The sequence below is a fragment of the Neorhizobium puerariae genome (assembly GCF_042429745.1).
GTDB lineage: Bacteria > Pseudomonadota > Alphaproteobacteria > Rhizobiales > Rhizobiaceae > Neorhizobium > Neorhizobium puerariae.
In genome coordinates, this window is the sequence record NZ_JBHMAA010000002.1 from 36,018 (window position 1) to 58,982 (window position 22,965).

A 22,965-nucleotide genomic window follows, 5' to 3' on the forward strand; every position below is an offset into this window, starting at 1 on the left:
ACTATCGCTATACATCATGCCAGATGGACTGAATCGGACGCTATCCTCCCCGTTCCACCAGAAAGTTGGCGACATATGAACAAAACGTCTCCCGCGGTTGAAATCCCTCAGCCGGCCCCCCGCAGCTCCCGCCCTGAAATCATGGCGGAAGAGATCATCGAGCGTCTGACATACAGGATCGGCAAGGACGCCAAGGTGGCCAAGCCCCACGACTGGCTGACCGCCACGATCCTGGTGGTGCGCGACCGGATCATCGACAAGTGGATGGAGAGCACCCGCAAGGTCTACCGGACCGGGGACAAACGCGTCTATTACCTCTCGCTGGAATTCCTGATCGGCCGCCTGATGCGCGACGCCGTGACCAATATGGGCCTGATGAAGGAGATCCAGGACGCCCTCACTTCCCTCGGCGTCGATATCAACGTGATCGCCGGCCTGGAGCCCGATGCCGCGCTCGGCAACGGCGGCCTCGGCCGCCTCGCCGCCTGTTTCATGGAGAGCATGGCGACCGTCGACATCCCGGCCTATGGCTACGGCATCCGCTACGTCCACGGCCTTTTCCGGCAGCAGATGGCGGACGGCTGGCAGGTGGAACTGCCCGAATCCTGGCTCGCCCACGGCAATCCATGGGAATTCGAACGCCGCGAGAGCTCCTACGAGATCGGTTTCGGCGGCACGGTGGAAACGGTCGGCGGTTACGACGACGCGCCCCGCTACGTCTGGAAGCCGGCCGAGCGCGTCATCGCCATGGCCTACGACACGCCGATCGTCGGCTGGCGGGGCAAGCGCGTCAATACGCTGCGCCTGTGGTCGGCACAGCCGATCGACCCGATCCTGCTCGACGCCTTCAACGCGGGCGACCATATCGGCGCGCTGCGCGAAAGCAATAAGGCGGAAAGCCTGACCCGTGTGCTGTATCCGGCCGATGCCAACCCGGCCGGCCAGGAACTGCGCCTGCGCCAGGAATTCTTCTTCTCCTCGGCCTCTCTTCAGGACATCCTGCGGCGCCACCTGCAGCAGTATCCGGATTTCACCAACCTGCATGAAAAGGTGGCGATCCAGCTCAACGACACACATCCGGCCGTGTCGATCGGCGAACTGATGCGCCTGCTCACGGACATCCACGGGCTCGACTTCGAGCTCGCCTGGGACATCACCCGCCAGACCTTCTCCTACACCAACCACACGCTGCTGCCGGAAGCACTGGAAAGCTGGCCCGTGCCGCTCTTCGAGCGCCTTCTGCCGCGCCACATGCAGATCGTCTACGCGATCAACGCGCAGATCCTGCTCGAGGCCCGCAAGCAGAAGAGTTTCTCCGACACGCAGATCCGCTCGATCTCGCTGATCGACGAGGGCGGCGAGCGGCGGGTGCGCATGGGCAACCTCGCCTTCGTCGGCTCCCATTCGGTGAACGGCGTCTCCGCGCTTCACACCGACCTGATGAAGGTCACGGTCTTTGCCGACCTCCATACGCTCTATCCGGCCCGTATCAACAACAAGACCAACGGGATCACGCCGCGCCGCTGGCTGATGCAGTGCAATCCGGACCTGACCTCGCTGATCCAGGAAGCGATCGGCGACAAGTTCCTGGATGACACCGAAGCCCTGAAGGCGCTCGACGCCCATGCCGACGACCCGTCGTTTCAGGAGAAGTTCGCCGCCGTCAAGCGCGCCAACAAGGTGCAGCTTGCCAATCTCGTCGGCAGCCGCATGGGTGTCCGCCTCGACCCGTCGGCCATGTTCGACATCCAGATCAAGCGCATCCACGAATACAAGCGCCAGCTTCTGAACATCGTCGAGGCCGTCGCGCTCTACGACCAGATCCGCTCGCATCCGGAGCTCGACTGGGTCCCGCGCGTGAAACTCTTCGCCGGCAAGGCGGCGCCGAGCTATCACAACGCCAAGCTGATCATCAAGCTCGCCAACGACGTGGCCCGCACGATCAACAACGACCCGGCCGTACGCGGCCTGCTGAAGGTCGTCTTCGTGCCGAACTACAACGTCTCGCTCGCCGAGATCATGGTTCCGGCCGCCGACCTTTCCGAGCAGATCTCCACCGCCGGCATGGAGGCGTCGGGCACCGGCAACATGAAGTTCGCGCTGAACGGCGCCCTGACCATCGGCACGCTCGACGGCGCCAATGTCGAGATGCGCGATCATGTCGGCGAGGAGAACATCGTCATCTTCGGCCTGAAGGCGGATGAGGTGGCGCAGATTCGCGCCGACGGCCACAATCCGCGCGCTATTATCGAGAAGTCGCGCGAGCTTGCCCAGGCGCTCAACGCCATTGCCACCGGCGTCTTCTCGCCGGACGACCGCTCCCGCTTCTCCACCCTGATCGACGGCATCTACAATCATGACTGGTTCATGGTTGCCGCCGACTTCGACGCCTATGCGGAGGCCCAGCGCCAGGTTGACCAAATCTGGGCCGACCCTAAATCCTGGTATTCAAAGACGATTCGCAATACCGCCCGGATGGGATGGTTCTCCTCTGACAGAACTATTCGCCAATACGCGTCGGAAATCTGGAGAGCCTGATGAAAAAATCGCCGCGTGTGGCCGATGACGGGAGGGCCCCTGGCGAAATTCCGTTATCCGAGATCGAGGCGATACTGGAAGGCAGGCATACCAATCCCTTCGCCGTCCTCGGCCTTCACAAGCTGAAGGACGGCTTCCGGGCCCGCTGTTTCGTTCCCGGCGCCGAGGCGGTCACCGCCACGGCGCTCAACGGGACGGAGCTCGGGGAGCTTACCCGCCGCCACGAGGCCGGATATTTCGAAGGCCTCGTCAACGCCTCGCATCTCCAGCCCGTCCGCTACCGGGCCCGCCGCGGCGACGACGAATGGGCCGTGACCGATCCCTATAGCTTCGGTCCCGTGCTCGGCCCCATGGACGACTATTTCGTCCGCGAGGGCTCGCACCTGCGCCTCTTCGACAAGATGGGCGCCCACCCGATGAAACATGAGGGCGTCGAGGGTTTCCACTTCGCCGTCTGGGCGCCGAACGCCAGGCGCGTTTCCGTGGTCGGCGAATTCAACGGCTGGGACGGCCGCCGCCATGTCATGCGGCTGAGGGGCGACACCGGCATCTGGGAGATCTTCGCCCCCGATGTCAGGGCGGGCTCCGCCTACAAGTTCGAGATCATCGGCAAGAACGGCAAGCTCCTGCCGCTGAAGGCGGACCCCTATGCCCGCCGCGCCGAATTGAGACCCGACACCGCTTCCGTCACCGCGCCGGAACTCAACCAGAAATGGGAGGACGACGCACATCGTGAATTCTGGGAAAAGGCGGACCATCGCCGCCAGCCGATCACGATCTACGAGGTGCATGCCGGCTCCTGGCGCCGGAAACCGGACGGTTCCTTCCTGACCTGGGACGAGCTCGGGGCGCAGCTCATTCCCTATTGCGTCGACATGGGCTTCACCCATATCGAGTTCCTGCCGATCACCGAACACCCCTACGACCCGTCCTGGGGCTACCAGACGACCGGCCTCTTTGCCCCGACCGCCCGTTTCGGCGAGCCGGAAGGCTTCGCCCGCTTCGTCAACGGCTGTCACAAGGTCGGCATCGGGGTGATCCTCGACTGGGTGCCGGCGCATTTCCCGACCGACGCGCATGGCCTCAGGCATTTCGACGGCACGGCGCTCTACGAACATGCCGATCCGCGCCAGGGCTTCCACCCCGACTGGAACACGGCGATCTACAATTTCGGCCGTATCGAGGTCCTTTCCTACCTCATCAACAACGCGCTCTACTGGGCCGAGAAATACCATCTCGACGGGCTGCGCGTCGATGCGGTCGCTTCCATGCTCTACCTCGACTATTCCAGGAAGGAGGGCGAATGGGTGCCGAACGAATATGGCGGCCGGGAAAACCTGGAGGCCGTCCGCTTCCTGCAGAAGATGAACATGCTCTCCTACGGCGCCCATCCGGGCATGATGACGATCGCCGAGGAGAGCACTTCCTGGCCGAAAGTGTCGCAGCCTGTCCATGAAGGCGGCCTGGGCTTCGGCTTCAAGTGGAACATGGGCTTCATGCACGACACGCTCTCCTACCTGAAGCGCGAGCCGGTGCATCGCAGGTTCCACCACAACGAGATCACCTTCGGCCTCATCTACGCCTTCTCGGAAAACTTCGTGCTGCCGCTTTCGCATGACGAGGTGGTGCACGGCAAAGGCTCGCTGATCGCCAAGATGGCCGGAGACGACTGGCAGAAATTCGCAAACCTGCGCGCCTATTACGGTTTCATGTGGGGTTATCCGGGCAAGAAGCTGCTTTTCATGGGCCAGGAATTCGCCCAATGGGCGGAATGGAGCGAGGCCCGCGAGCTCGACTGGAACCTCCTGCAATACCACCCGCATGAGGGCATGCGCCGCCTGGTCCGCGATCTCAACTTCTGTTACCGCTCGAAACCGGCCCTGCATGCCCGCGACTGCGAGGGCGACGGCTTCCGATGGCTGATCGTCGACGACGCGGAAAATTCCGTCTTCGCCTGGCTGCGGCTGGCGCCGGGAGAAAAACCGGTGGCGGTGGTCACCAATCTCACCCCCGTATACCGGGAAAATTTCCGTATCCCCTTGCCAAATGAAGGAAGATGGCGGGAAATCCTCAATACCGATGCCGAGATCTACGGCGGCAGCGGCAAGGGCAATGGCGGCCGCGTCCAGGCGGTGAATGCGGGAGGAGACATCCATGCCGAGGTCACGCTGCCGCCGCTCGCGACGCTCATGCTGGAACTGGAACAACAGGTATAGGTCATTACAAGAATAGGGAGGGAAAAATGAACGAGAAGAGAATTCAGCCTCTGTCGCGCGATGCGATGGCCTATGTGCTTGCCGGCGGCCGGGGAAGCCGCCTCAAGGAACTCACCGACCGCCGTGCCAAGCCCGCGGTCTATTTCGGCGGCAAGGCGCGCATCATCGATTTCGCCCTGTCCAATGCCCTGAACTCGGGCATCCGCCGCATCGGGGTCGCGACCCAATACAAGGCGCATTCTCTGATCCGCCACATGCAGCGCGGCTGGAACTTCTTCCGGCCGGAGCGCAACGAGAGCTTCGACATCCTGCCGGCCTCCCAGCGCGTCTCCGAGACGCAATGGTACGAAGGCACGGCCGACGCCGTCTACCAGAACATCGACATCATCGAGCCCTACAACCCGGAATACATGGTCATCCTCGCCGGCGACCACGTCTACAAGATGGACTACGAATACATGCTGCAGCAGCATGTGAATTCCGGCGCCGACGTCACGGTCGGCTGCCTGGAAGTGCCGCGCATGGAGGCGACCGGCTTTGGCGTCATGCATGTCAACGACAAGGACGAGATCATCGATTTCGTGGAAAAACCCGCCGATCCGCCGGGCATTCCCGGCAACCCGGATTTCGCGCTGGCCTCGATGGGCATCTATGTCTTCCACACGAAATTCCTGATCGACATCCTCAAGCGGGACGCGGAAACCCCCGGCTCCAATCGCGATTTCGGCAAGGACATCATCCCCTACATCGTCAAGAACGGGAAGGCGGTCGCGCACCGCTTCGCCAATTCCTGCGTCCGCTCCGATTTCGAACGCGAGCCCTACTGGCGCGACGTCGGAACGGTCGACGCCTACTGGCAGGCCAATATCGACCTGACCGCCGTCACGCCGGAACTCGACATCTACGACAAGTCCTGGCCGATCTGGACCTATGCGGAAATCACCCCGCCTGCGAAATTCGTCCATGACGACGAGGACCGCCGCGGCTCGGCGATCTCCTCCGTCGTCTCGGGCGATTGCATCATCTCGGGCTCGACGCTCTACAACAGCCTGCTCTTCACCGGAGTGCGCGCCAATTCCTATTCCCGCCTTGAAGGCGCCGTCATTCTCCCCAATGTCCGCATCGGCAGACGGGCGCAGCTTCGCAATGTCGTCATCGACCACGGTGTAACCATCCCCGAAGGCCTTGTGGTCGGCGAGGACCCGGAACTCGATGCGAAGCGCTTCCGTCGCACAGAGAGCGGAGTTTGCCTGATCACCCAGGCGATGATCGACAAACTGGATTTATGAGACGGGGTTCGGAAATTTAATGCAGGTCCTTTCGGTCGCGTCCGAAGTCTATCCGCTGGTCAAGACCGGCGGTCTTGCAGATGTGGCCGGCGCCCTGCCGCTTGCCCTCAAGGGCCACGGCGTTTCGGTCAAGACGCTCGTGCCCGGTTATCCGGCGGTGATGCGGATGATCGAGGACGCCACGGTCCGCATGATGTTCGAAAACCTGCTCGGCGCCAGGGCCCGGGTGCTGGAAGCGCAGCACGAGGGGCTCGACCTCCTGGTCCTCGATTCGCCGACCTTCTTCGACCGGCCCGGCGGTCCCTATGCGGACGCCACCGGCAAGGATCATTTCGACAACTGGCGGCGCTTCGCGGCCCTTTCCAAGGCCGGCGCGATCATCGCGCAGGGAGGAATGGCCCAGGAAGGAACGGCCTGGCGGCCGGATATCGTGCATGTGCACGACTGGCAGGCGGCCATGGTGCCGGCCTATATGCGCTATGCCGCGGAGCCGGAAGTTCCCACCCTCATCACCATCCACAACATCGCCTTCCAGGGTCAGTTCGGCGCCGACATCTTCCCCTACCTGGAACTGCCGCCGCACGCCCTCGGCATCGACGGCGTCGAATATTTCGGCGGCGTCGGTTACCTCAAGGCCGGCTTGCAGACGAGCTGGGCGATCTCGACCGTCTCCCCTTCCTATGCGGAGGAAATCCTCACGCCGGAATTCGGCATGGGGCTGGAGGGCCTGCTCGCCCATCGCGCCGACGATCTCGCCGGCATCGTCAACGGCATCGACGCGAACATCTGGAACCCCGCCACCGACCCGGTCGTGAGGAGCAATTACACGGCTTCCACCCTGAAGGCGCGGGCGGAGAACAAACAGGCGGTCGCCGGGCGTTTCCACCTCGTGCAGGACGCCGGGCCGCTTTTCTGCGTCATATCCCGGCTCACCTGGCAGAAGGGCATGGACCTCCTGGCCGAGACCCTCGACGAACTGGTCGAGCTCGGCGGAAGGCTCGCGGTGCTCGGCTCCGGCGACAGGGCGCTCGAAAACGCCTTCCATGCCGCGGCGGCGCGCCATCCCGGCCGCGTCGCCCTGCTTTCCACCTACGACGAGCCGCTGTCGCATCTCATGCAGGCGGGGGCTGACGCCATCATCATCCCTTCCCGCTTCGAACCCTGCGGGCTGACCCAGCTCTATGGCCTGCGTTACGGTTGTGTCCCCGTCGTCGCGCGCACCGGCGGCCTGAACGATACCGTCATCGACGCGAGCCATGCGGCGATCACCGCCAGGACGGCGACCGGCATTTCCTTCGGTCCTGTCACCACCGGCAACCTGCGCCGGGCGCTCCGCCGCGCCGTGCGGCTCTATCACGAGCCGAAAGTGTGGACGGCCATGCAGAAGCAGGGCATGAAATCCGATGTCTCCTGGGAAAAGAGCGCCGGCCTCTATGCCGAGCTCTACAAGAACCTCCTTGTCAGAAAAGGGTCCCGACCATGATCAAGACCGTCAAAACCACTCCCTATCAGGATCAGAAGCCGGGCACGTCCGGCCTGCGCAAGAAAGTCCCGGTCTTCGCCCAGGAAAACTATGCGGAGAACTTCATCCAGTCGATCTTCGACTCGCTGGAAGGTTTCGAAGGCAAGACGCTGGTGATCGGCGGCGACGGCCGATACTACAACCGCGAGGTCATCCAGAAGGCGATCAAGATGGCCGCCGCCGCGGGCTTCGGCAAGGTCATGGTCGGACAGGGCGGCATCCTGTCCACGCCCGCCGCCTCCAACATCATCCGCAAATACAAGGCCTTCGGCGGCATCATCCTGTCCGCCAGCCACAATCCCGGCGGCCCGACCGAGGATTTCGGCATCAAGTACAATATCGGCAATGGCGGCCCCGCGCCGGAGAAGATCACCGACGCGATCTTCGCCCGCTCCAAGGTGATCGACACCTACAAGATCGCCGACGCGGACGATCTCGACCTCGACCGGATCGGCTCCCTCAAGGTCGCCGGCATGGCCGTGGAGGTCATCGACCCGGTCACTGACTATGCCGACCTGATGGAACAGCTCTTCGACTTTCCGGCCATTCGCGCCTTGATCGCCAGCGGCGTGCGCGTCGTCATGGACTCCATGGGCGCCGTCACCGGGCCTTATGCCAGGGAGATCCTCGAAAACCGCGTCGGGGCGCCGGAAGGCTCGGTCCGCAACTTCACGCCCCTGCCGGATTTCGGCGGCCATCATCCGGACCCGAACCTCGTCCATGCCAGGGAACTCTATGACGACGTGATGAGCAAGGACGGCCCGCATTTCGGCGCTGCCTCCGACGGCGACGGCGACCGCAACATGATCGTCGGCAAGGGCATGTTCGTCACCCCCTCCGACAGCCTCGCGATCATCGCCGCTAACGCCACCGTCGCGCCCGGTTACGCCAAGGGCATCGCCGGCATCGCCCGCTCCATGCCGACCAGCGCCGCCGCCGACCGGGTGGCCGAAAAGCTCGGCATCGGCATGTACGAGACGCCGACCGGCTGGAAATTCTTCGGCAACCTTCTGGATGCCGGCAAGGTCACGGTCTGCGGCGAGGAGAGCTTCGGCACCGGCTCGGACCATGTGCGGGAAAAGGACGGCCTCTGGGCGATCCTCTTCTGGCTCAACATCCTCGCCGCCCGCAACGAAAGCGTTGCCGAGGTCGTGAAGAAGCACTGGGCCGAATACGGCCGCAACTACTACTCCCGACACGACTACGAAGAGGTGGATTCCGAAGCCGCCAACGGCCTGATCGCCGCCCTGCGCGACAGGCTCGCCGCCCTCCCCGGCCAGACCTTCGGCGCGCTCAAGGTCGCAGCAGCGGACGATTTCGCCTATCACGACCCGATCGACGGCTCGGTTTCGAAAAACCAGGGCATCCGCATCCTTTTCGAAGGCGGCTCGCGCATCGTCTTCCGGCTTTCCGGCACCGGCACGTCGGGGGCGACGATCCGCGTCTATGTGGAACGCTACGAGCCCGATCCCGCAAAGCACGGCATCGACACACAGGAAGCGCTGGCCGATCTCATCACCATCGCCGACCAGATTTCGGAGCTGAAAAAACGCACCGGCCGCGACAGGCCGACGGTCATTACCTGATCGCTTGAGGCGGGACGTTCGGAGGCCAGCCATGGCGTTACCCCCCTCTACCCTGCCGGACATCTCCCCCGCACGGGGGGAGATTGGATGTAGCACGGCCCCGCGCAGCACCCGCGGCGCTGCTTTTGCGATACGTATCTTCGCCGAGGTTGGACAATCGCCGCAGCGTCTTGCCGATCTCCCCCCGTGCGGGGAAGATGCCCGGCGGGGCAGAGGGGGGTGGAGCTAGATGGCAAAGGCGCCCGACCCCAGGCTCGGCGTGACACTGACGGCGGACGGCGCCGATTTCGCCGTCTGGTCGCACCATGCCGAACGGATCGAACTCTGCCTTTTCGACGCCGAAGGCAAACGGGAGACCGCCCGTCACCGCCTGGTCCGCGGCCGTGACGACATCCACCGCGTATCGGTGCCGGCGACCGGCGCCGGGCAGCGTTACGGCTATCGCGCCTGGGGCGCCTACGATCCCGACAGGGGCCTCTGGTTCGACCCCTCGAAACTGCTGGTCGACCCCTATGCCCGAGAACTCGACCGCCCTTTCCGGCACGACGCGAAACTCTCCCTGTTCGGCGTCGACACTGCCAATCTCGTGCCGAAAGCGGTCGTCACCCGCGATCCTCTGGCGAAGATCGGCAGGCCTCTCCTGCCCGCCGGCGGCTTCATCTACGAGATCGCGGTCAAATCCTTCACCATCCTGCATCCCGCCATTCCCGAAGCGAGCCGCGGCACGGTGGCGGCTCTCGCCCATCCTTCGATCATCTCCCACCTGAAGAAGCTCGGCGTCGATGCTGTCGAACTGATGCCGGTCACGGCCTGGATCGACGAACGCCACCTGCCGCCGCTCGGCCTTGCCAATGCCTGGGGCTATAATCCGGTCGCCTTCATGGCGCTCGACGCGCGCCTTTGCCCCGGCGGCGTGAAGGAACTGCGCGAGACGGTCGCGGCGCTGCATCAGGCCGGCATCGGCGTCATCCTCGATCTCGTCTTCAACCATACCGGGGAAAGCGACCGCCACGGCGCCACGCTTTCCATGCGCGGCCTCGACAATCTCTCCTATTATCGCCATGTGCCGGGCGTGCCGGGGCATCTCGTCAACGACACCGGCACCGGCAACACGGTCGCCTGCGACCAGCCCCATGTCCGCCGCCTGATCGTCGACACGCTCCGTCATTTCGTCGTCCATGCCGGCATCGACGGCTTCCGCTTCGATCTCGCGCCGGTGATCGGCCGCACCTCGGGCGGCTTCGATCCGCAGGGCGCAACACTAGCCGCGATGATGTCCGACGAGGCGCTGAAGGACCGCATCCTGATCGCCGAACCATGGGACATCGGTCCAGGCGGCTACCAGCTCGGCAACTTCCCGGAACCCTTCCTGGAATGGAACGACCGCGCCCGCGACGACATCCGCCGCTACTGGCGCGGCGAGCGCTGGACCACCGGCGCGCTCGCCACCCGGCTTGCCGGTTCCTCGGATATCTTCGCCCGCCACGGCCACCATGCCAGCCGCAGCGTCAATTTCCTCGCCGCCCATGACGGCTTCACGCTGATGGACCTCGTTTCCCACGAAAAGAAGCACAACGAGGCGAACGGCGAGGAGAACCGTGACGGCCACAACGACAATTTCTCCTGGAACAACGGCGTCGAGGGCGGGACCGGCGACCCGGCCATTCTGGAAAGCCGACGCGCCGACGTGGCGGCCCTGCTCTCCACGCTTTTTGCCAGCCGCGGCTTCGTCATGCTCACCATGGGCGACGAAGCCGGCCGCAGCCAGCACGGCAACAACAACGCCTATGCCCAGGACAACGCCATCACCTGGTTCGACTGGAGCACGGCCGACAAGACGCTGATCGAACACACCGCCACGCTCGCCGCGATCCGCAGGCGCTTCGCCGTCTTTTCCGAAACGGGCTTCTTCTCGGGCAACGGAGACGTCGAATGGCTGTCCGCCACCGGGCGGCCGATGGAGGTCGGCGACTGGGAGGCTGCGGACAATCGCGTTCTCGGCATGGTGCTCAGAACGCTCGACCGGCAGACCGATCTGCAAACCCGCCTGGCCGTTCTCGTCAACCGCGGCCACGAGCCCGCCACCTTCGCGCTTCCCGGCTGGGGCTGGAAGCGTTTTCCCTCCCGCGACCTGTGGAACCAGGTTCTGCCCGCCCGCTCCGTCCTCTTCTGCATCGAAGAGTGATGCGGTGCAAAATCTTCACTCGCCAATCGGGTCAAACCCTGTAAAGTCCGCCCGCCGCAGGAGATGTTCCAAAGGCGCGAAGCGGCGCGAAAGAAACCAGTGAGGTCGCATGCGTGAAATTTCGCTCGTGGACGTGCCGGGGCTCCTCGGCCAGGAGCTCGGTCTGTCCGACTGGATCGTCGTCGATCAGACGATGATCGACCTCTTCGCCGATGCGACCCACGACCACCAGTTCATCCATGTGGACCCGGAGCGCGCCGCCGCCGAAAGCCCTTTCGGCGGGACGATCGCGCATGGCTTCCTGACGCTGTCGCTCCTGTCGGCGATGAACTTCGGCAGCGTGCCGAAGATCCGCGAGCAGACCATGGGGCTCAACTACGGCTTCGACCGCATCCGCTTCATGTCGCCGGTCAGGACCGGCAGCCGCGTGCGTGGCCGGTTCGTCCTCTCCGACTGCCGGTTTCGCGGCGCAGGCATGCTGATGACGACCTACGAGGTGACGGTCGAGATCGAGAACGAGAAGAAACCGGCGCTCACCGCCAACTGGATCACCATCGTCCAGTTCGATCCCAAGGATCGGCCCGAAGGCGTCTGAGGCGAGCGGCGGTTTCAGCCGCGCCGGGACCGGGCGGGCGGAACAGCCCTCATGCGGCCATTTCCATGATCACGAACCCCAGCATCGGCGGCACGGCGGCGCCGATCAGGATATTGGCGGTAGCGGGTGCCGAAAGGCCCAGCAAGGCGCCGGAAACACCCGCGCCGGCAAGGCCGGCGAGCGGCATGGAAAGGCTCCTGTCGAAGCCCGGAACGAAGAATGCAGCGACCGCCGCGGCACAGGCCGCCGCGGCAACGGCGGCGCCCTTCCATATCTCGGTCTGCGTGAGCCTTGCGGCGACCGCGCCGCCGATCACCGCGACAACCATCGCAATCGCGATCAATTGAAATTCCCCCATCAGGTCCTCCCGTTTCTTGATGCCCGTCTTTTGATGGGAGAGTGCGGCAGCCGCGCTGCAAGTCAAGTCAGATGAAAAGCATCGGCCCGAAAATCGGGATCGATTTTCGGGCCGATGCGTCGATGCGGTAGGTTCGCGCGTTCTCCGTGCGGCCGTTCGGACGCACGGCGCTTCATCGTCTCAGAGCGCGGCGTCGCGGGCGCCTTCCGAAAGCAGCCCGAAAGCGTAGTCGGAAAAGGATCGCCAGACTTCGACGCGGAAAGCATCCTCGCCGGTCCTCAGAAGCACGATCTCCACCTTGCCGAACACGGTGCGCGAGCAGGCGCCGACCGGGAAGACCCTGAGGGACAGATCCTGCGGGCAGCCGGCGTTGATCGCAGCGGCAGCACCCGGCCCGGAGACCAGGATCGCCGTGTTGCGGTGGGAGACGTCGGTGGCCGAATGCAGCGCGCCGGAATTCTTCGCCGCCTGCATCAGCCCGCCGTCGGCGGCGCCGAAAACCAGCCATTCGTCCGGCCCGAGCCACAGCGCCGTGTGGCCGTTTGAGGAAGACGATGTCTTCGGCTTCACCGGCAGGTCCATGCCGAGCGCGGCGGACAGGGCCGCCACGTCCTCCGGCCGGGCGCGAAGCGAGATGCGTTCGGCCGGCGGCGCGGCTTCCAGCCGGACCGCCGAGGAGCCGCCGTGATAGCCGGAAAGCGGCTGGGTCCGAATTGTCCCGAGATCAGCCATGGATGCGGCCTCCTTCCTTGTCGAAGAATACCATGTCGGTCACCTCGACCTCGATCGTCCTGTCCTTCAGCGGCACGTAGAGTGTCTCGCCGATGCGCGAGCGCCCGCCGGCGACCAGCGCCAATGCGATCGACCGGCCGCAATTCTCCGACCAATAGGCCGACGTGACGTGCCCGAGCATGGTCATGGGCTTCGGCTGGTTGGGATCGGCGACGATCTGCCCGCCTTCCTCCAGCACCACGTTCGGGTCGCGGGTGAGGAGGCCGACAAGCTGCTTGCGTCCCTCGCGGACGAGGTCGGGCCGCTTCAGGCCGCGGATGCCGACGAAATCGGCCTTCTTCTTCGAGACGGCCCAGTCAAGGCCCGCATCGTCCGGCGTCACCGTGCCGTCCGTATCCTGACCGACGATGATATATCCCTTTTCGGCGCGCAGCACATGCATGGCCTCGGTGCCGTAAAGACAGGCCCCCAGGGCCTCGGCGCGTTCCCAGATCGCCGTCCAGACGGCCGGGCCGTAATCGGCCGGCACGTTGACCTCGAAACCGGGCTCGCCGGTGAAGGAGACGCGGAAAAGCCTTGCCGGCACGCCCAGGACGGAGCATTCGGCGACCGACATATGCGGGAAGGCCTCGTTGGAGATATCCAGCCCTTCCACGAAGGGCTCGACGATCTCGCGCGCCTTCGGCCCCTGCACCGCGATCACCGCCCATTGTTCGGTGGTAGAGGTCAGCCAGACCTTGAGATGCGGGAATTCCGTCTGGAGATAATCCTCCATGTGATGCAGCACGCGCGGCGCCCCGCCGGTCGTGGTCGTCACATGGAAGCGGTCTTCCGCTAGACGCCCGACGACGCCGTCGTCGTAGACGAATCCGTCTTCGCGGGTCATGATGCCGTAACGGCATCTGCCGGGTTTCAGCGTGTCCCAGGCATTCGTGTAGAGAAGGTTGAGGAAGGCCGCGGCATCCGGGCCGACCACCTCGATCTTGCCGAGCGTCGAGGCGTCGAACACGCCCGCCACGTCGCGCGCCGTGCGGCACTCGCGGTTGACGGCGGCCGCCATGTCCTCGCCACGCTTCGGGAAATACCAGGCGCGCTTCCAGTTTCCGACATCCTCGAATTCGGCGCCTGCGGCCGCTTCGAGCGCATGCATCGGCGTCTTGCGGGTCGGATCGAAGAGATCGCCGCGCGAATGGCTGATCAGCGTGCCGTAGGTGACCGGCGTATAAGGCGCGCGGAACGTGGTGAGCCCCACCTTGGGGATCGGCCGCCCGAGCACTTCGGAGGCGATCGCCAGGCCATGCATGTTGGAAAGCTTGCCCTGGTCGGACGCCATGCCGTTGGTGGTGAAGCGCTTGATATGCTCGATCGAATGCATGCCCTCGCGCACCGCAAGGCGAATGTCCTTCGCCGTGACGTCGTGCTGGAAGTCGACGAAGGCCTTGACGACCGTGTCCGGTCCCGCGCCTTCCGCCGCTCCGATCATGCCGCCCGTCCACTCGAACCTGTTCTCGCCGGAGAGCGCCGGCGAACCGCCGCCGGCCGCGATCGCCTCGTCGATCAGGTCGGAAAGGTCGTCCGTGCCGTTGCAGGCGCCCACCGAGACGCAGTCCTGCGCGTAGATATCCGGCAGGAAGCGCTGGTTCTGCTCGTCGAAACGCAGCTTCCCGCGCGATTGGGAGAAGAGATGCACGGAAGGCGTCCAGCCGGCGGAGACGATGAGCGCATCGACCGCGATCCTGCGCGAACTGGTGCCGCCGTTGCGCGTGACGGTCATGGAGGAAATGCGCAACCGTCCCGACGTATTGGTGACGGAATGACCGGTCAGCACGTCGATGCCGAGCGCGCGCGCCTCGGCGAGAACCGCTTCGCCCGGATGGCTGCGGCTGTCGACGATCGCCGCGATCGAAATACCGGCGCGCTTCAGGTCGAAGGCTGCTTCATAGGCGGAATCGTGCGCCGCATAGACGCCGACATTCCTTCCGACGGCGACCCCGTGATGATTGAGGAAGGTCCGCGCCGCCGACGCCAGCATGATGCCCGGCCGGTCGTTGTTGGCGAAGACCATGTGCCGCTCGATCGAGCCGGTCGCCAGGATGACGCGGCCTGCGCGCACCTGCCACAGGCGCTCGCGGGGAAGGTCCTTGCCCGGCAAGGGAACATGGTCGGCGACACGCTCCACCAGACCGAGGAAACCGTGATTGTAGTAACCGAAGACGGTCGTGCGGGTAAGCACGGTGACGTTCGGCATGGCCTTGAGCTTCGCCGCGACGCCCTGCGCCCAGTCGTAGCCGTTCTGGCCGTCGATCACGGCGGAGGAATCGAAATGCAGCGCGCCGCCCGCCTGCGGCTGCTCGTCGACGAGGATGACGGAGGCGCCGGTCGCTGCGGCCGAAAGCGCGGCCGTCAGCCCCGCCACGCCGGCGCCGGCGACCAGCACGTCGCAATGGGCGTAACGGCTGGCATAATGATCCCGGTCCGCCTCTTCCGGCGCGACGCCGAGGCCGGCGGCCCGGCGGATGAACGGTTCGTAGAGCTTGGCCCAGGCCTCCTTCGGCCACATGAAGGTCTTGTAGTAGAAGCCGGCCGCGAAGAAGGGCGAGAGCAGGTCGTTGAAGGCGCCGATGTCGTGTTTCAGCGACGGCCAGCGGTTCTGCGACGAGATCTTCACGCCGTCGAAGACTTCCTGCACGGTGGCGCGCACGTTCGGCTGGCGGCGCGCTGCGTCACGCGAGACGTCGAGCAGCGCATTCGGCTCTTCCGGACCGGCGGAGAGAATGCCGCGCGGCCGGTGATACTTGAACGAGCGGCCGACAAGATGCACGCCATGCGCCAGAAGCGCCGAGGCGACCGTGTCTCCCTCCATCGCCGTGTAGATCTTGCCGTCGAAGGTGAAGCGCGCCGTGCGGGCCGGCGTCAGCCGCCCCGCGCCCCTGATGCGGAAGGCGCCGAGATTGTCCGGAGAACCGCTCATCGTGCATCTCCTTCCGTCGCTTCATGGGTTTCGACGGTCTTTTCGCTGGCGCCGGTCCGGTTTTTCAGTTCTTGGGACACCGGCTGTTTCGGCAGGCCGGCCTTGTAGGTCATCAGGAACCTGTCGCTCACCGTGTCGCGGGCCGCGTTGAAGAACCGGCCGCAGCCATGGATATGCCGCCAGCGCTCATAGGTGAGGCCTTTTTCGTTGTTGCGAAGGAAGCAGTATTCGGCGAATTCCTCGTCGGAGATCGCCGCGATATTCTCCGGCCGGGCGATATGCGCCTCCCCGGCCCAGCGGAATTCCAGTTCCGAACGCGCTTCCTCGCAATAGGGACAATGGATCAGAAGCATGCGGAACTCCGACGTTGGGAAGAGGCAGGTGAGCGAGGCTGGCTACACCTTCTCCCCGGCGGGGAGAAGGTGGTCCAAAGGACCGGATGAGGGGAGCGAAGCCAATTGGCCAAATGCCGAGTTCGCGGTGTGTACACCCTCTCATCGCCTCGCTTTGCTCGGCACTTCTCCCCGCTGGGGAGAAGACGGGCGATCGGGGCAACCGCATTATTCAGAATCAAAGACATGGCCGTTGCTCTCAATGCGCCACGGCGGCAGCCGCCGCCTCGTCGATCAGCCGGCCGGTGCGGAACCGGTCGAGCGTCAGCCCGGCGGCCAGGCGGTGCGGCTCGCCCCTGGCGATGAGATACGCGAAGAGGTTGGCCGATCCCGGCGTCGCCTTGAAGCCGCCCGTGCCCCAGCCGCAATTGACGAACAGGCCAGGCACCGGCGTCACGCCCTGGATCGGCGAGCGATCCGGCGTGTTGTCGGTGATGCCGCCCCACTGGCGCATCATCTTGACGCGGCGGAAGACCGGGAAGAGCTCGCAGATCGCATCGAGCGTGTGGGTGATGATCTGCAGGCCGCCGGTCTGCGAATAGGAATTGTACTGATCGGTGCCGGCGCCGATGACCAGCTCGCCCTTGTCCGACTGCGAGATATAGGCATGCACCGTGTTCGACATGACGACACAGGGGAAGATCGGCTTCAGCGGTTCCGACACCAGCGCCTGCAACGGGTTGGAATGCAGCGGCACGCGCACGCCCGCCATTTCCATGACGACGGAGGAATGGCCCGCCGCCGACACGCCGACCTTCTTCGCCCCGATGAAGCCGCGCGTCGTCTCCACGCCGACGACCTCGCCCTTCGCGCCGCGGCGGATGCCGGTCACTTCACAGTTCTGGATGATGTGCACGCCGCGGTCGGATGCCGCGCGCGCATAACCCCAGGCGACCGCGTCGTGGCGGGCCGTGCCGCCGCGCCGCTGCAGCGCGGCGCCGTTGATCGGATAGCGGGCCGTCCTGGAAATGTCGAGCGGCGGGCAATAGGCCTTGGCCTCTTCCGGCGTCAGCCACTCGTTGTCGATGCCGTAAAGCCGGTTGGCGTTGATATGCCGTTTGAACGACTGCTGGTCATGGACATTGTGCGACAGCATCATCACGCCGCGCGGCGAATACATGACGTTGTAGTTGAGGTCCTGGCTCAGGCCCTCCCAGAGCTTCAGGGAGTGCTCGTAGATGTCCATGCTCTCTTCATAGAGATAGTTGGACCGGATGATCGTCGTGTTGCGGCCGGTATTGCCGCCGCCGAGCCAGCCCTTCTCGATCACCGCGATATTGGTGATGCCGTGTTCCTTGGCGAGGTAATAGGCGGCGCCGAGGCCGTGCCCGCCGGCCCCCACGATGACGACGTCGTAGGAAGAGCGCGGCTCCGGCGAGCTCCATTGCGCCTCCCATCCCTTGTGGGCCCGCATCGCCTCGCGGACTATGGCGAAAACCGAATATTTGCGCATCTCGCCTCAAAACTCCTGGGATCGCTGGCTCCGTGACGACGGGCCGGGTATTTTTGGGTAGTGCCATACCCATCGCAAATCAACATGCGCCGCAATAGCTGTTTTGCGACGCATTCACCTTCCCTTTCGACACGCGACAAAAGGACGGGCCATGGACGAATTTCGCGAGGGTTTGAAAGGGAGCGTCTGGACTTTGGCGGACTCATCTGCTAATTGCCTTCCCAATCGCACGGCTCACGCCGGGCGGACGTTATTTTTTCGCCTCGAATCCGAAAAGGGGTTTGGGCGATCAACCAACCAAAGGAACGGGATTCACGTGCAGGTACTTGTCCGCGACAACAATGTCGATCAGGCTCTCCGCGCTCTTAAGAAGAAGATGCAGCGCGAAGGCATTTTCCGTGAAATGAAGATGCGCGACTACTACGAGAAGCCGTCGCAGAAGCGCGCTCGCGAAAAGGCAGAAGCTGTTCGTCGTGTCCGCAAGCTGGCTCGCAAGCGCGCCCAGCGCGAAGGCCTCATCGCCGGCGGCCGCACCGGCCGTTGATTGGCCGCTTTTTCGACGTTTTCCTGTGCTTTCAGGGCGGTGGCGACATGGGCGCCGCCGCTCTTTTGATTTTGTCTTGAACCGGTTGCATGCCGCCTGAAAATGGGAAACCGGCTTGGTGGAAACGGCATGCAGAAAACCGAAACCGACTTTTGCCCGATACGAGGAAACGTGCCTGATGGCCGCCAAAACTGCCGTTCTGTTTAATCGGACCCATATTTCCGGCCTTTCGACCACTGCTTCTCCCCTCCGCGGCAAGACCACCATTATTCCCGCGCTGATCGCGCTGCTGGCGCTTGCCGGCTGCTCGACGACGAGCTCCACGGACATGATCACCGTGGACCGCGCCCAGGGCAGCCAGGAAAACATCGCCTCGCTTTCCGCCGTCATCAACGCCAACCCGAACGATCCGGAAGGCTACAATGTCCGCGGCTCGGCCTATGGACGCGCCGGCGAGTTTTCGCGCGCGCTCGGCGATTTCAGCCGCGCCATCCAGATCAATCCGCAGTTCTACCAGGCCTATGCCAACCGGGCGCTCGTCTACCGCAACATGGGCAAGCCGGCCGACGCGGTGAACGATTACAACCGCGCGCTGCAGATCAACTCGAACTATGACGTCGCCTATATCGGCCGCGGCAATATCTACCGTCAGGCGGGCCGCACCAACGAGGCTTTCAACGATTTCTCGAAAGCGATCCAGCTCGAGACCACCGATGGCCGCGCGTGGCACAATCGCGGCCTGATCTACCAGACCCGCGGCCAGCATGCGCAGGCCATCGAGGACTTCTCGAAAGCCATCTCGCTCTCGCCCAACTCGCCGGAGCCCTATAACGGTCGCGGCATCTCCTATGTGGCGCTGAACGACGACGAGAACGCCTTCGCCGACTTCAACCACGCGATCGAGCTCAACGACAAGCTTGCTGAATCCTGGGCGAACCAGGCGCTCGTCTACGAGCATCGCGGCGACAAGGCGCGTGCCTACAAGTCCTATTCGCACGCCATGCGCCTCGACCCGAACTACAAGCCGGCCCAGGACGGCGCCTCCCGGACCCGCCCGACGAGCTGATCGGGACCGGACGGCAGGAATTCGCAGCCGGCCTTGGGAAGCTCCGCACGCCATTCACAGAGTGCGCAGCGAGGCTTTCGTCCTGCCGGCGGCAACCGGTGCAATTCCAGCAAAAGTACGCAGCACGGTCGGCGATCCCGTTTTCGCCGGACGTGCTCCACAGCATCGGCCCGAAAACCGGAATCGATTTTCGGAAAGTACGATGCGCGGATTCAATAGGGTAGCGCACACTACATCCATTCGGACGCACGGCACTCTAAGTAGTTTCCACAGCATCAAGCAAAAGCTAACAAAGCAATTACTATTCCACGGCACAATACCTCCTGAAACCGCAGGGGGTACGGCATGCTGCGCAGGTTATTCAGGGACAGGTCCGGCAATTTCGGCATGATGACTGCCCTCCTGCTCGTGCCGTTGCTTGGCGTCGCGGGACTGGCGGTCGACATCAGCGAGGCATTCGCCGTCAGGAACCAGCTCCAGGGCGCGGCCGACGCCGCAGCCCTCGGTGCGGTCTCGGAAAAATCCGCAGGCGTCGCGGAAGCCATGAAGATGACGGGCAACGGCGAGATCGCCGTCGCGATCAAGGACGCCGAACAGCTGTTCGACGCCCAGCTTGCCGCCATGACCGGATACGAGATCAGGACCAGCAAGGCCGAGGTCGTCCGGGAGGACAACCAGCTGAAAGCGGTGTTCACCTATTCCGCCAGCGTCCCGACCACATTGCTGAGGGCGCTCGGCAAGAAGGAGATGATCGTCAGCGGCCAGGCGACGGCCGTCTTCCAGACGGAGACTTTCCGCGACTTCTACCTGCTGCTCGACAACACGCCCTCCATGGGCGTGGGCGCGACCACGGCGGATATCGACAAGATGGTCGCCAACACGTCGGACAAATGCGCCTTCGCCTGCCACATCGTCAACAACGGCGTAGAGGACAAGAACAGCTACTACAATCTGGCCAAGAAGCTCGGCGTCACCATCCGCATCAATGTCGTCGCCAAGGCGGCGGCCGCGCTGATGGACACGGCGGTGGCGGTTCGCAAGAGCAGCAACCAGTACCGCATGGCAATCTACACCTTCGGGCAGAAGGCCGAGGACACCAAGCTCCTCGAAGTCTCCGCTCTCACCGACAACCTCGCCAGCGCAAAAGGCAATGCGTCGCTGATCGATCTGATGTCGATTCCCTACCAGAACTACAATAGCGACCAGCAGACGGATTTCGACCGCGCGTTCAATGACATAGCGGGCAAGATGGGAAAGCCGGGAACCGGCCTGACAGCCGCAAGCCCGGAGAAGATCGTGTTCTTCGTCTCCGACGGGGTAAACGACAGCGCCAAGGGTGCCGGCTGCACGAAGAAGACGACTGGCACCCGCTGCCAGGAGCCGATCGACACCAAGGCCTGCGAAAAGCTCAAGAACAAGGGCTACAAGATCGCGGTCCTTTACACCACCTACCTGCCTCTGCCGGACAACCCATGGTACAAGAACTGGATCAGACCCTTCCAGGGCGAGATCGCTCCGCGCATGCAAGCATGCGCCTCGCCCGGCTACTTCTTCGAGGTCAGCCCCTCGCAAGGCATCACCGAAGCGATGAACACCCTGTTCCTGAAGATCGTCAGCACGCCGCGGCTGGCGAGCTGACGACGACAGACACCGGCCCCGCGTCCATGGACGACACCGTGGGCAGCTTCCAGATATGCGCCTTCAGATATAGAGCGCCGCCATCTTGCGCCAGGCACCTGCCCGATGCGCACGGCCATCCCAGACATGCATCCGGTGGCCGACACCCTTTTCCCCCAGTATGCGGCTCAGATGCCGGTTGTTGTCGAGAAAGGGATCGCCCTCGCCGATCGTCAGCACGATATCCATCTCCCTCAGCCTTTCGAGCTGCCAGCCGCAGCCCAGCCCCGGCAGGAAATGCGACGGCGTATGGAAATAGACCATGTCGTCGTAATATCCGTCGAAAAGATCGCCGAAGGACTCGACCTTCAGCGTCAGGTCGTAGCGGCCGGAAAAAGCGACGAGCTTGCGGAAGAGATGGGGATGCCGGAAGACGAGGCTCGCCGCCTGGAAGGCTCCCAGGCTGCAGCCGTGCACGATGGTACAGTCATGCGGATTGCGCGCCGCCATCAGCGGCAGGACCTCATGCAGGATATAATCCTCGAACGCGGCATGGCGCTGGATACGCTCGGCCGGATGCCACTCGAAGCCGTAGAAGGTCTCGCGCGCCAGTCCCTCCACGCAATAGAGCTGCAGATGGCCTGCTTCCACCTTGTCGGCCAGGCTGGCAATGAGGCCGAGTTCCTCGTATTCGAAGAAACGGCCGTCCCGCGTCGGAAACATCAGGACCTTTGCGCCGGCATGGCCGAACACCAGGAGTTCCATCTCCCGGTTGAGCCGAGGACTGTACCAGCGCAGGTATTCGCGGTTCATGGGGCCCTGAAGAACAATCTCACCTTTTCGTTGAGGACCGCGTTCTGCGCCTCGCTGTCAGGATAGTCGAAATGCCCGGCGTCGAGGATGAAGATTTCATTAAATTTCAGCGTCTCCGGCGACCGGGGCAGCGCATTGGCGACGGCGAACTGGCAGGGCGGCGCCACGGCGGGATCGAAGAGCGCCACGCTCATCAGCATCGGCACGGTGATGCGCCCCGCCGCCACGGCCGAATCGTGCAGGCGCAGCGTCGGAAGCGCGTTGCCGTGCTTTGCCTGATAGGCCTGCACGGCGGCGGCGCTGCCGATGCTCGGCAGCTTGAGCCTGAGTTCCTGCTGCCCGAATGTCGGCAGCGACAGGTGCCCGCGGTCGATGCGGTTGTCGAAAGGAATGCCAAGCCCGCCGATGCCGCCGCCGAAGCTCACGCCGCTATAGCCGATGCGCCCGGCGATCCGTGGATAGAGGAGGGTCAGCGCCGTGACGGCGACCCAGAGATCCTCCACGCAGCCGCCGATGACGTAGCGCTCGGGCTTGTCGATATCATGCAGCACATGCCAACTGGAATCCGGCGAGATCGGCGGCCGGGCGCTTCGGGACATGCCGCGGAAACAGGGAAACAGGACGGCCGTCTCCTCCACCGGCATGTCGAAATTCGGTGCGTCGCGGCCACCATAGCCATGGCCGACGACAAGCCCGCGCCGCAGCTCGCTGTGTTTGGGCAGGAGAAGCCAGCCGCCGATCGCAAACGCGTCGGTCGATGTGTAGGTGATGTCGAAGACCTGCCACCTGGGATGGGTCAGCCTGCTCTTTCGAAGCTGCGGCCGCGGATCGACGGTCAGCGCCCGGGCATGGCGGTTTTTCCAGAACTCGTCGAAACCTTCCGGAGCTTCCGGCGGATCGACGGCCTGAAGTTCTGCGAGGTCCATGCCATAGGTCGGATCGAAATCGAAGGGATGCTTGATAGGAACGGTCATGGGAAGCTAGTGCGGCCATCGTCCGTCTGGTGTCAATAGACGCGCATGACGCTCAATTGCCGTCGCACGCCCCCGGGCGAACAAAAAAGCCCGGCAGTGCCGGGCTTCCTGTTC

17 protein-coding genes are annotated in these 22,965 nt (G+C 64.0%); 10 read left to right on the forward strand and 7 right to left on the reverse strand.

The window, feature by feature from the left end; genetic code table 11:
* Positions 1 to 75 precede the first annotated feature (75 nt).
* From ACFFP0_RS00860 to ACFFP0_RS00890, 7 genes are all read left to right on the forward strand, one after another.
* Positions 76 to 2,538, forward strand: a complete 2,463-nt coding sequence (locus ACFFP0_RS00860; protein ID WP_377254685.1) for a glycogen/starch/alpha-glucan phosphorylase — start codon at positions 76 to 78, stop codon at positions 2,536 to 2,538.
* Entirely contained in the window at positions 2,538 to 4,754 is a 2,217-nt protein-coding gene (gene glgB, locus ACFFP0_RS00865; RefSeq protein WP_377254688.1) for a 1,4-alpha-glucan branching protein GlgB, read from the forward strand. Before ACFFP0_RS00860 ends, glgB begins: the two co-directional genes overlap by 1 nt.
* A gap of 26 nt (positions 4,755 to 4,780) precedes the next feature.
* Positions 4,781 to 6,043 (forward strand): glucose-1-phosphate adenylyltransferase, encoded by a 1,263-nt coding sequence (glgC, locus tag ACFFP0_RS00870; RefSeq protein ID WP_377254691.1) that lies wholly within the window; start codon positions 4,781 to 4,783, stop codon positions 6,041 to 6,043.
* Positions 6,044 to 6,062: 19 nt separating this feature from the next.
* Positions 6,063 to 7,526, forward strand: coding sequence for a glycogen synthase GlgA (glgA, locus tag ACFFP0_RS00875; protein ID WP_377254693.1), 1,464 nt, complete (start codon positions 6,063 to 6,065; stop codon positions 7,524 to 7,526).
* Complete coding sequence (locus tag ACFFP0_RS00880; RefSeq protein WP_377254695.1) at positions 7,523 to 9,151, forward strand: alpha-D-glucose phosphate-specific phosphoglucomutase; 1,629 nt, start codon at positions 7,523 to 7,525, stop codon at positions 9,149 to 9,151. Before glgA ends, ACFFP0_RS00880 begins: the two co-directional genes overlap by 4 nt.
* A 229-nt stretch (positions 9,152 to 9,380) precedes the next feature.
* Positions 9,381 to 11,336: a glycogen debranching protein GlgX gene (gene glgX / locus ACFFP0_RS00885; RefSeq protein ID WP_377254698.1), complete on the forward strand. Its 1,956-nt coding sequence runs from the start codon at positions 9,381 to 9,383 to the stop codon at positions 11,334 to 11,336.
* A gap of 109 nt (positions 11,337 to 11,445) precedes the next feature.
* On the forward strand, positions 11,446 to 11,931 hold the full coding sequence (locus ACFFP0_RS00890; RefSeq protein ID WP_377254701.1) for a MaoC family dehydratase: 486 nt from the start codon (positions 11,446 to 11,448) through the stop codon (positions 11,929 to 11,931).
* 49 nt (positions 11,932 to 11,980) lie between these two features.
* On the opposite strand, the gene ACFFP0_RS00895 is transcribed toward ACFFP0_RS00890, so the two are convergent.
* The 5 genes from ACFFP0_RS00895 to ACFFP0_RS00915 all read right to left on the reverse strand — a co-directional run bounded on the left by ACFFP0_RS00895 (position 11,981) and on the right by ACFFP0_RS00915 (position 17,837).
* Positions 11,981 to 12,289 carry a hypothetical protein gene (locus ACFFP0_RS00895; RefSeq protein WP_377254704.1) on the reverse strand — a complete coding sequence of 103 codons (309 nt, stop codon included), beginning with the start codon at positions 12,287 to 12,289 and terminating at the stop codon, positions 11,981 to 11,983.
* Between the two features lie 180 nt (positions 12,290 to 12,469).
* Positions 12,470 to 13,021, reverse strand: a complete 552-nt coding sequence (locus tag ACFFP0_RS00900; protein ID WP_377254707.1) for a sarcosine oxidase subunit gamma — start codon at positions 13,019 to 13,021, stop codon at positions 12,470 to 12,472.
* A complete protein-coding gene (locus ACFFP0_RS00905) occupies positions 13,014 to 15,992 on the reverse strand; it encodes a sarcosine oxidase subunit alpha (RefSeq protein WP_377254710.1) in 2,979 nt (992 codons plus the stop codon). The genes ACFFP0_RS00900 and ACFFP0_RS00905 overlap by 8 nt, the downstream gene beginning before the upstream one ends.
* The gene (locus ACFFP0_RS00910) at positions 15,989 to 16,345 is read right to left on the reverse strand and encodes a sarcosine oxidase subunit delta (protein WP_377254713.1); all 357 of its coding nucleotides are present in this window, start codon (positions 16,343 to 16,345) and stop codon (positions 15,989 to 15,991) included. The genes ACFFP0_RS00905 and ACFFP0_RS00910 overlap by 4 nt, the downstream gene beginning before the upstream one ends.
* A gap of 238 nt (positions 16,346 to 16,583) precedes the next feature.
* Positions 16,584 to 17,837 (reverse strand): sarcosine oxidase subunit beta family protein, encoded by a 1,254-nt coding sequence (locus ACFFP0_RS00915; protein WP_377254717.1) that lies wholly within the window; start codon positions 17,835 to 17,837, stop codon positions 16,584 to 16,586.
* A gap of 316 nt (positions 17,838 to 18,153) precedes the next feature.
* Here ACFFP0_RS00915 and rpsU point away from each other — a divergent pair, with 316 nt between their 5' ends.
* The 3 genes from rpsU to ACFFP0_RS00930 all read left to right on the forward strand — a co-directional run bounded on the left by rpsU (position 18,154) and on the right by ACFFP0_RS00930 (position 21,085).
* Entirely contained in the window at positions 18,154 to 18,381 is a 228-nt protein-coding gene (gene rpsU / locus ACFFP0_RS00920) for a 30S ribosomal protein S21 (protein WP_037155834.1), read from the forward strand.
* 178 nt (positions 18,382 to 18,559) lie between these two features.
* Entirely contained in the window at positions 18,560 to 19,447 is an 888-nt protein-coding gene (locus ACFFP0_RS00925) for a tetratricopeptide repeat protein (protein WP_377254720.1), read from the forward strand.
* A 345-nt stretch (positions 19,448 to 19,792) separates the two neighbouring features.
* On the forward strand, positions 19,793 to 21,085 hold the full coding sequence (locus tag ACFFP0_RS00930) for a TadE/TadG family type IV pilus assembly protein (protein ID WP_377254724.1): 1,293 nt from the start codon (positions 19,793 to 19,795) through the stop codon (positions 21,083 to 21,085).
* Positions 21,086 to 21,148: 63 nt separating this feature from the next.
* On the opposite strand, the gene ACFFP0_RS00935 is transcribed toward ACFFP0_RS00930, so the two are convergent.
* Both ACFFP0_RS00935 and ACFFP0_RS00940 read right to left on the reverse strand, forming a co-directional pair.
* Positions 21,149 to 21,877, reverse strand: coding sequence for an esterase family protein (locus tag ACFFP0_RS00935; RefSeq protein WP_377254727.1), 729 nt, complete (start codon positions 21,875 to 21,877; stop codon positions 21,149 to 21,151).
* Positions 21,874 to 22,851, reverse strand: a complete 978-nt coding sequence (locus ACFFP0_RS00940; RefSeq protein ID WP_377254730.1) for an acetylxylan esterase — start codon at positions 22,849 to 22,851, stop codon at positions 21,874 to 21,876. Before ACFFP0_RS00940 ends, ACFFP0_RS00935 begins: the two co-directional genes overlap by 4 nt.
* Between the last annotated feature and the right edge of the window lie 114 nt (positions 22,852 to 22,965).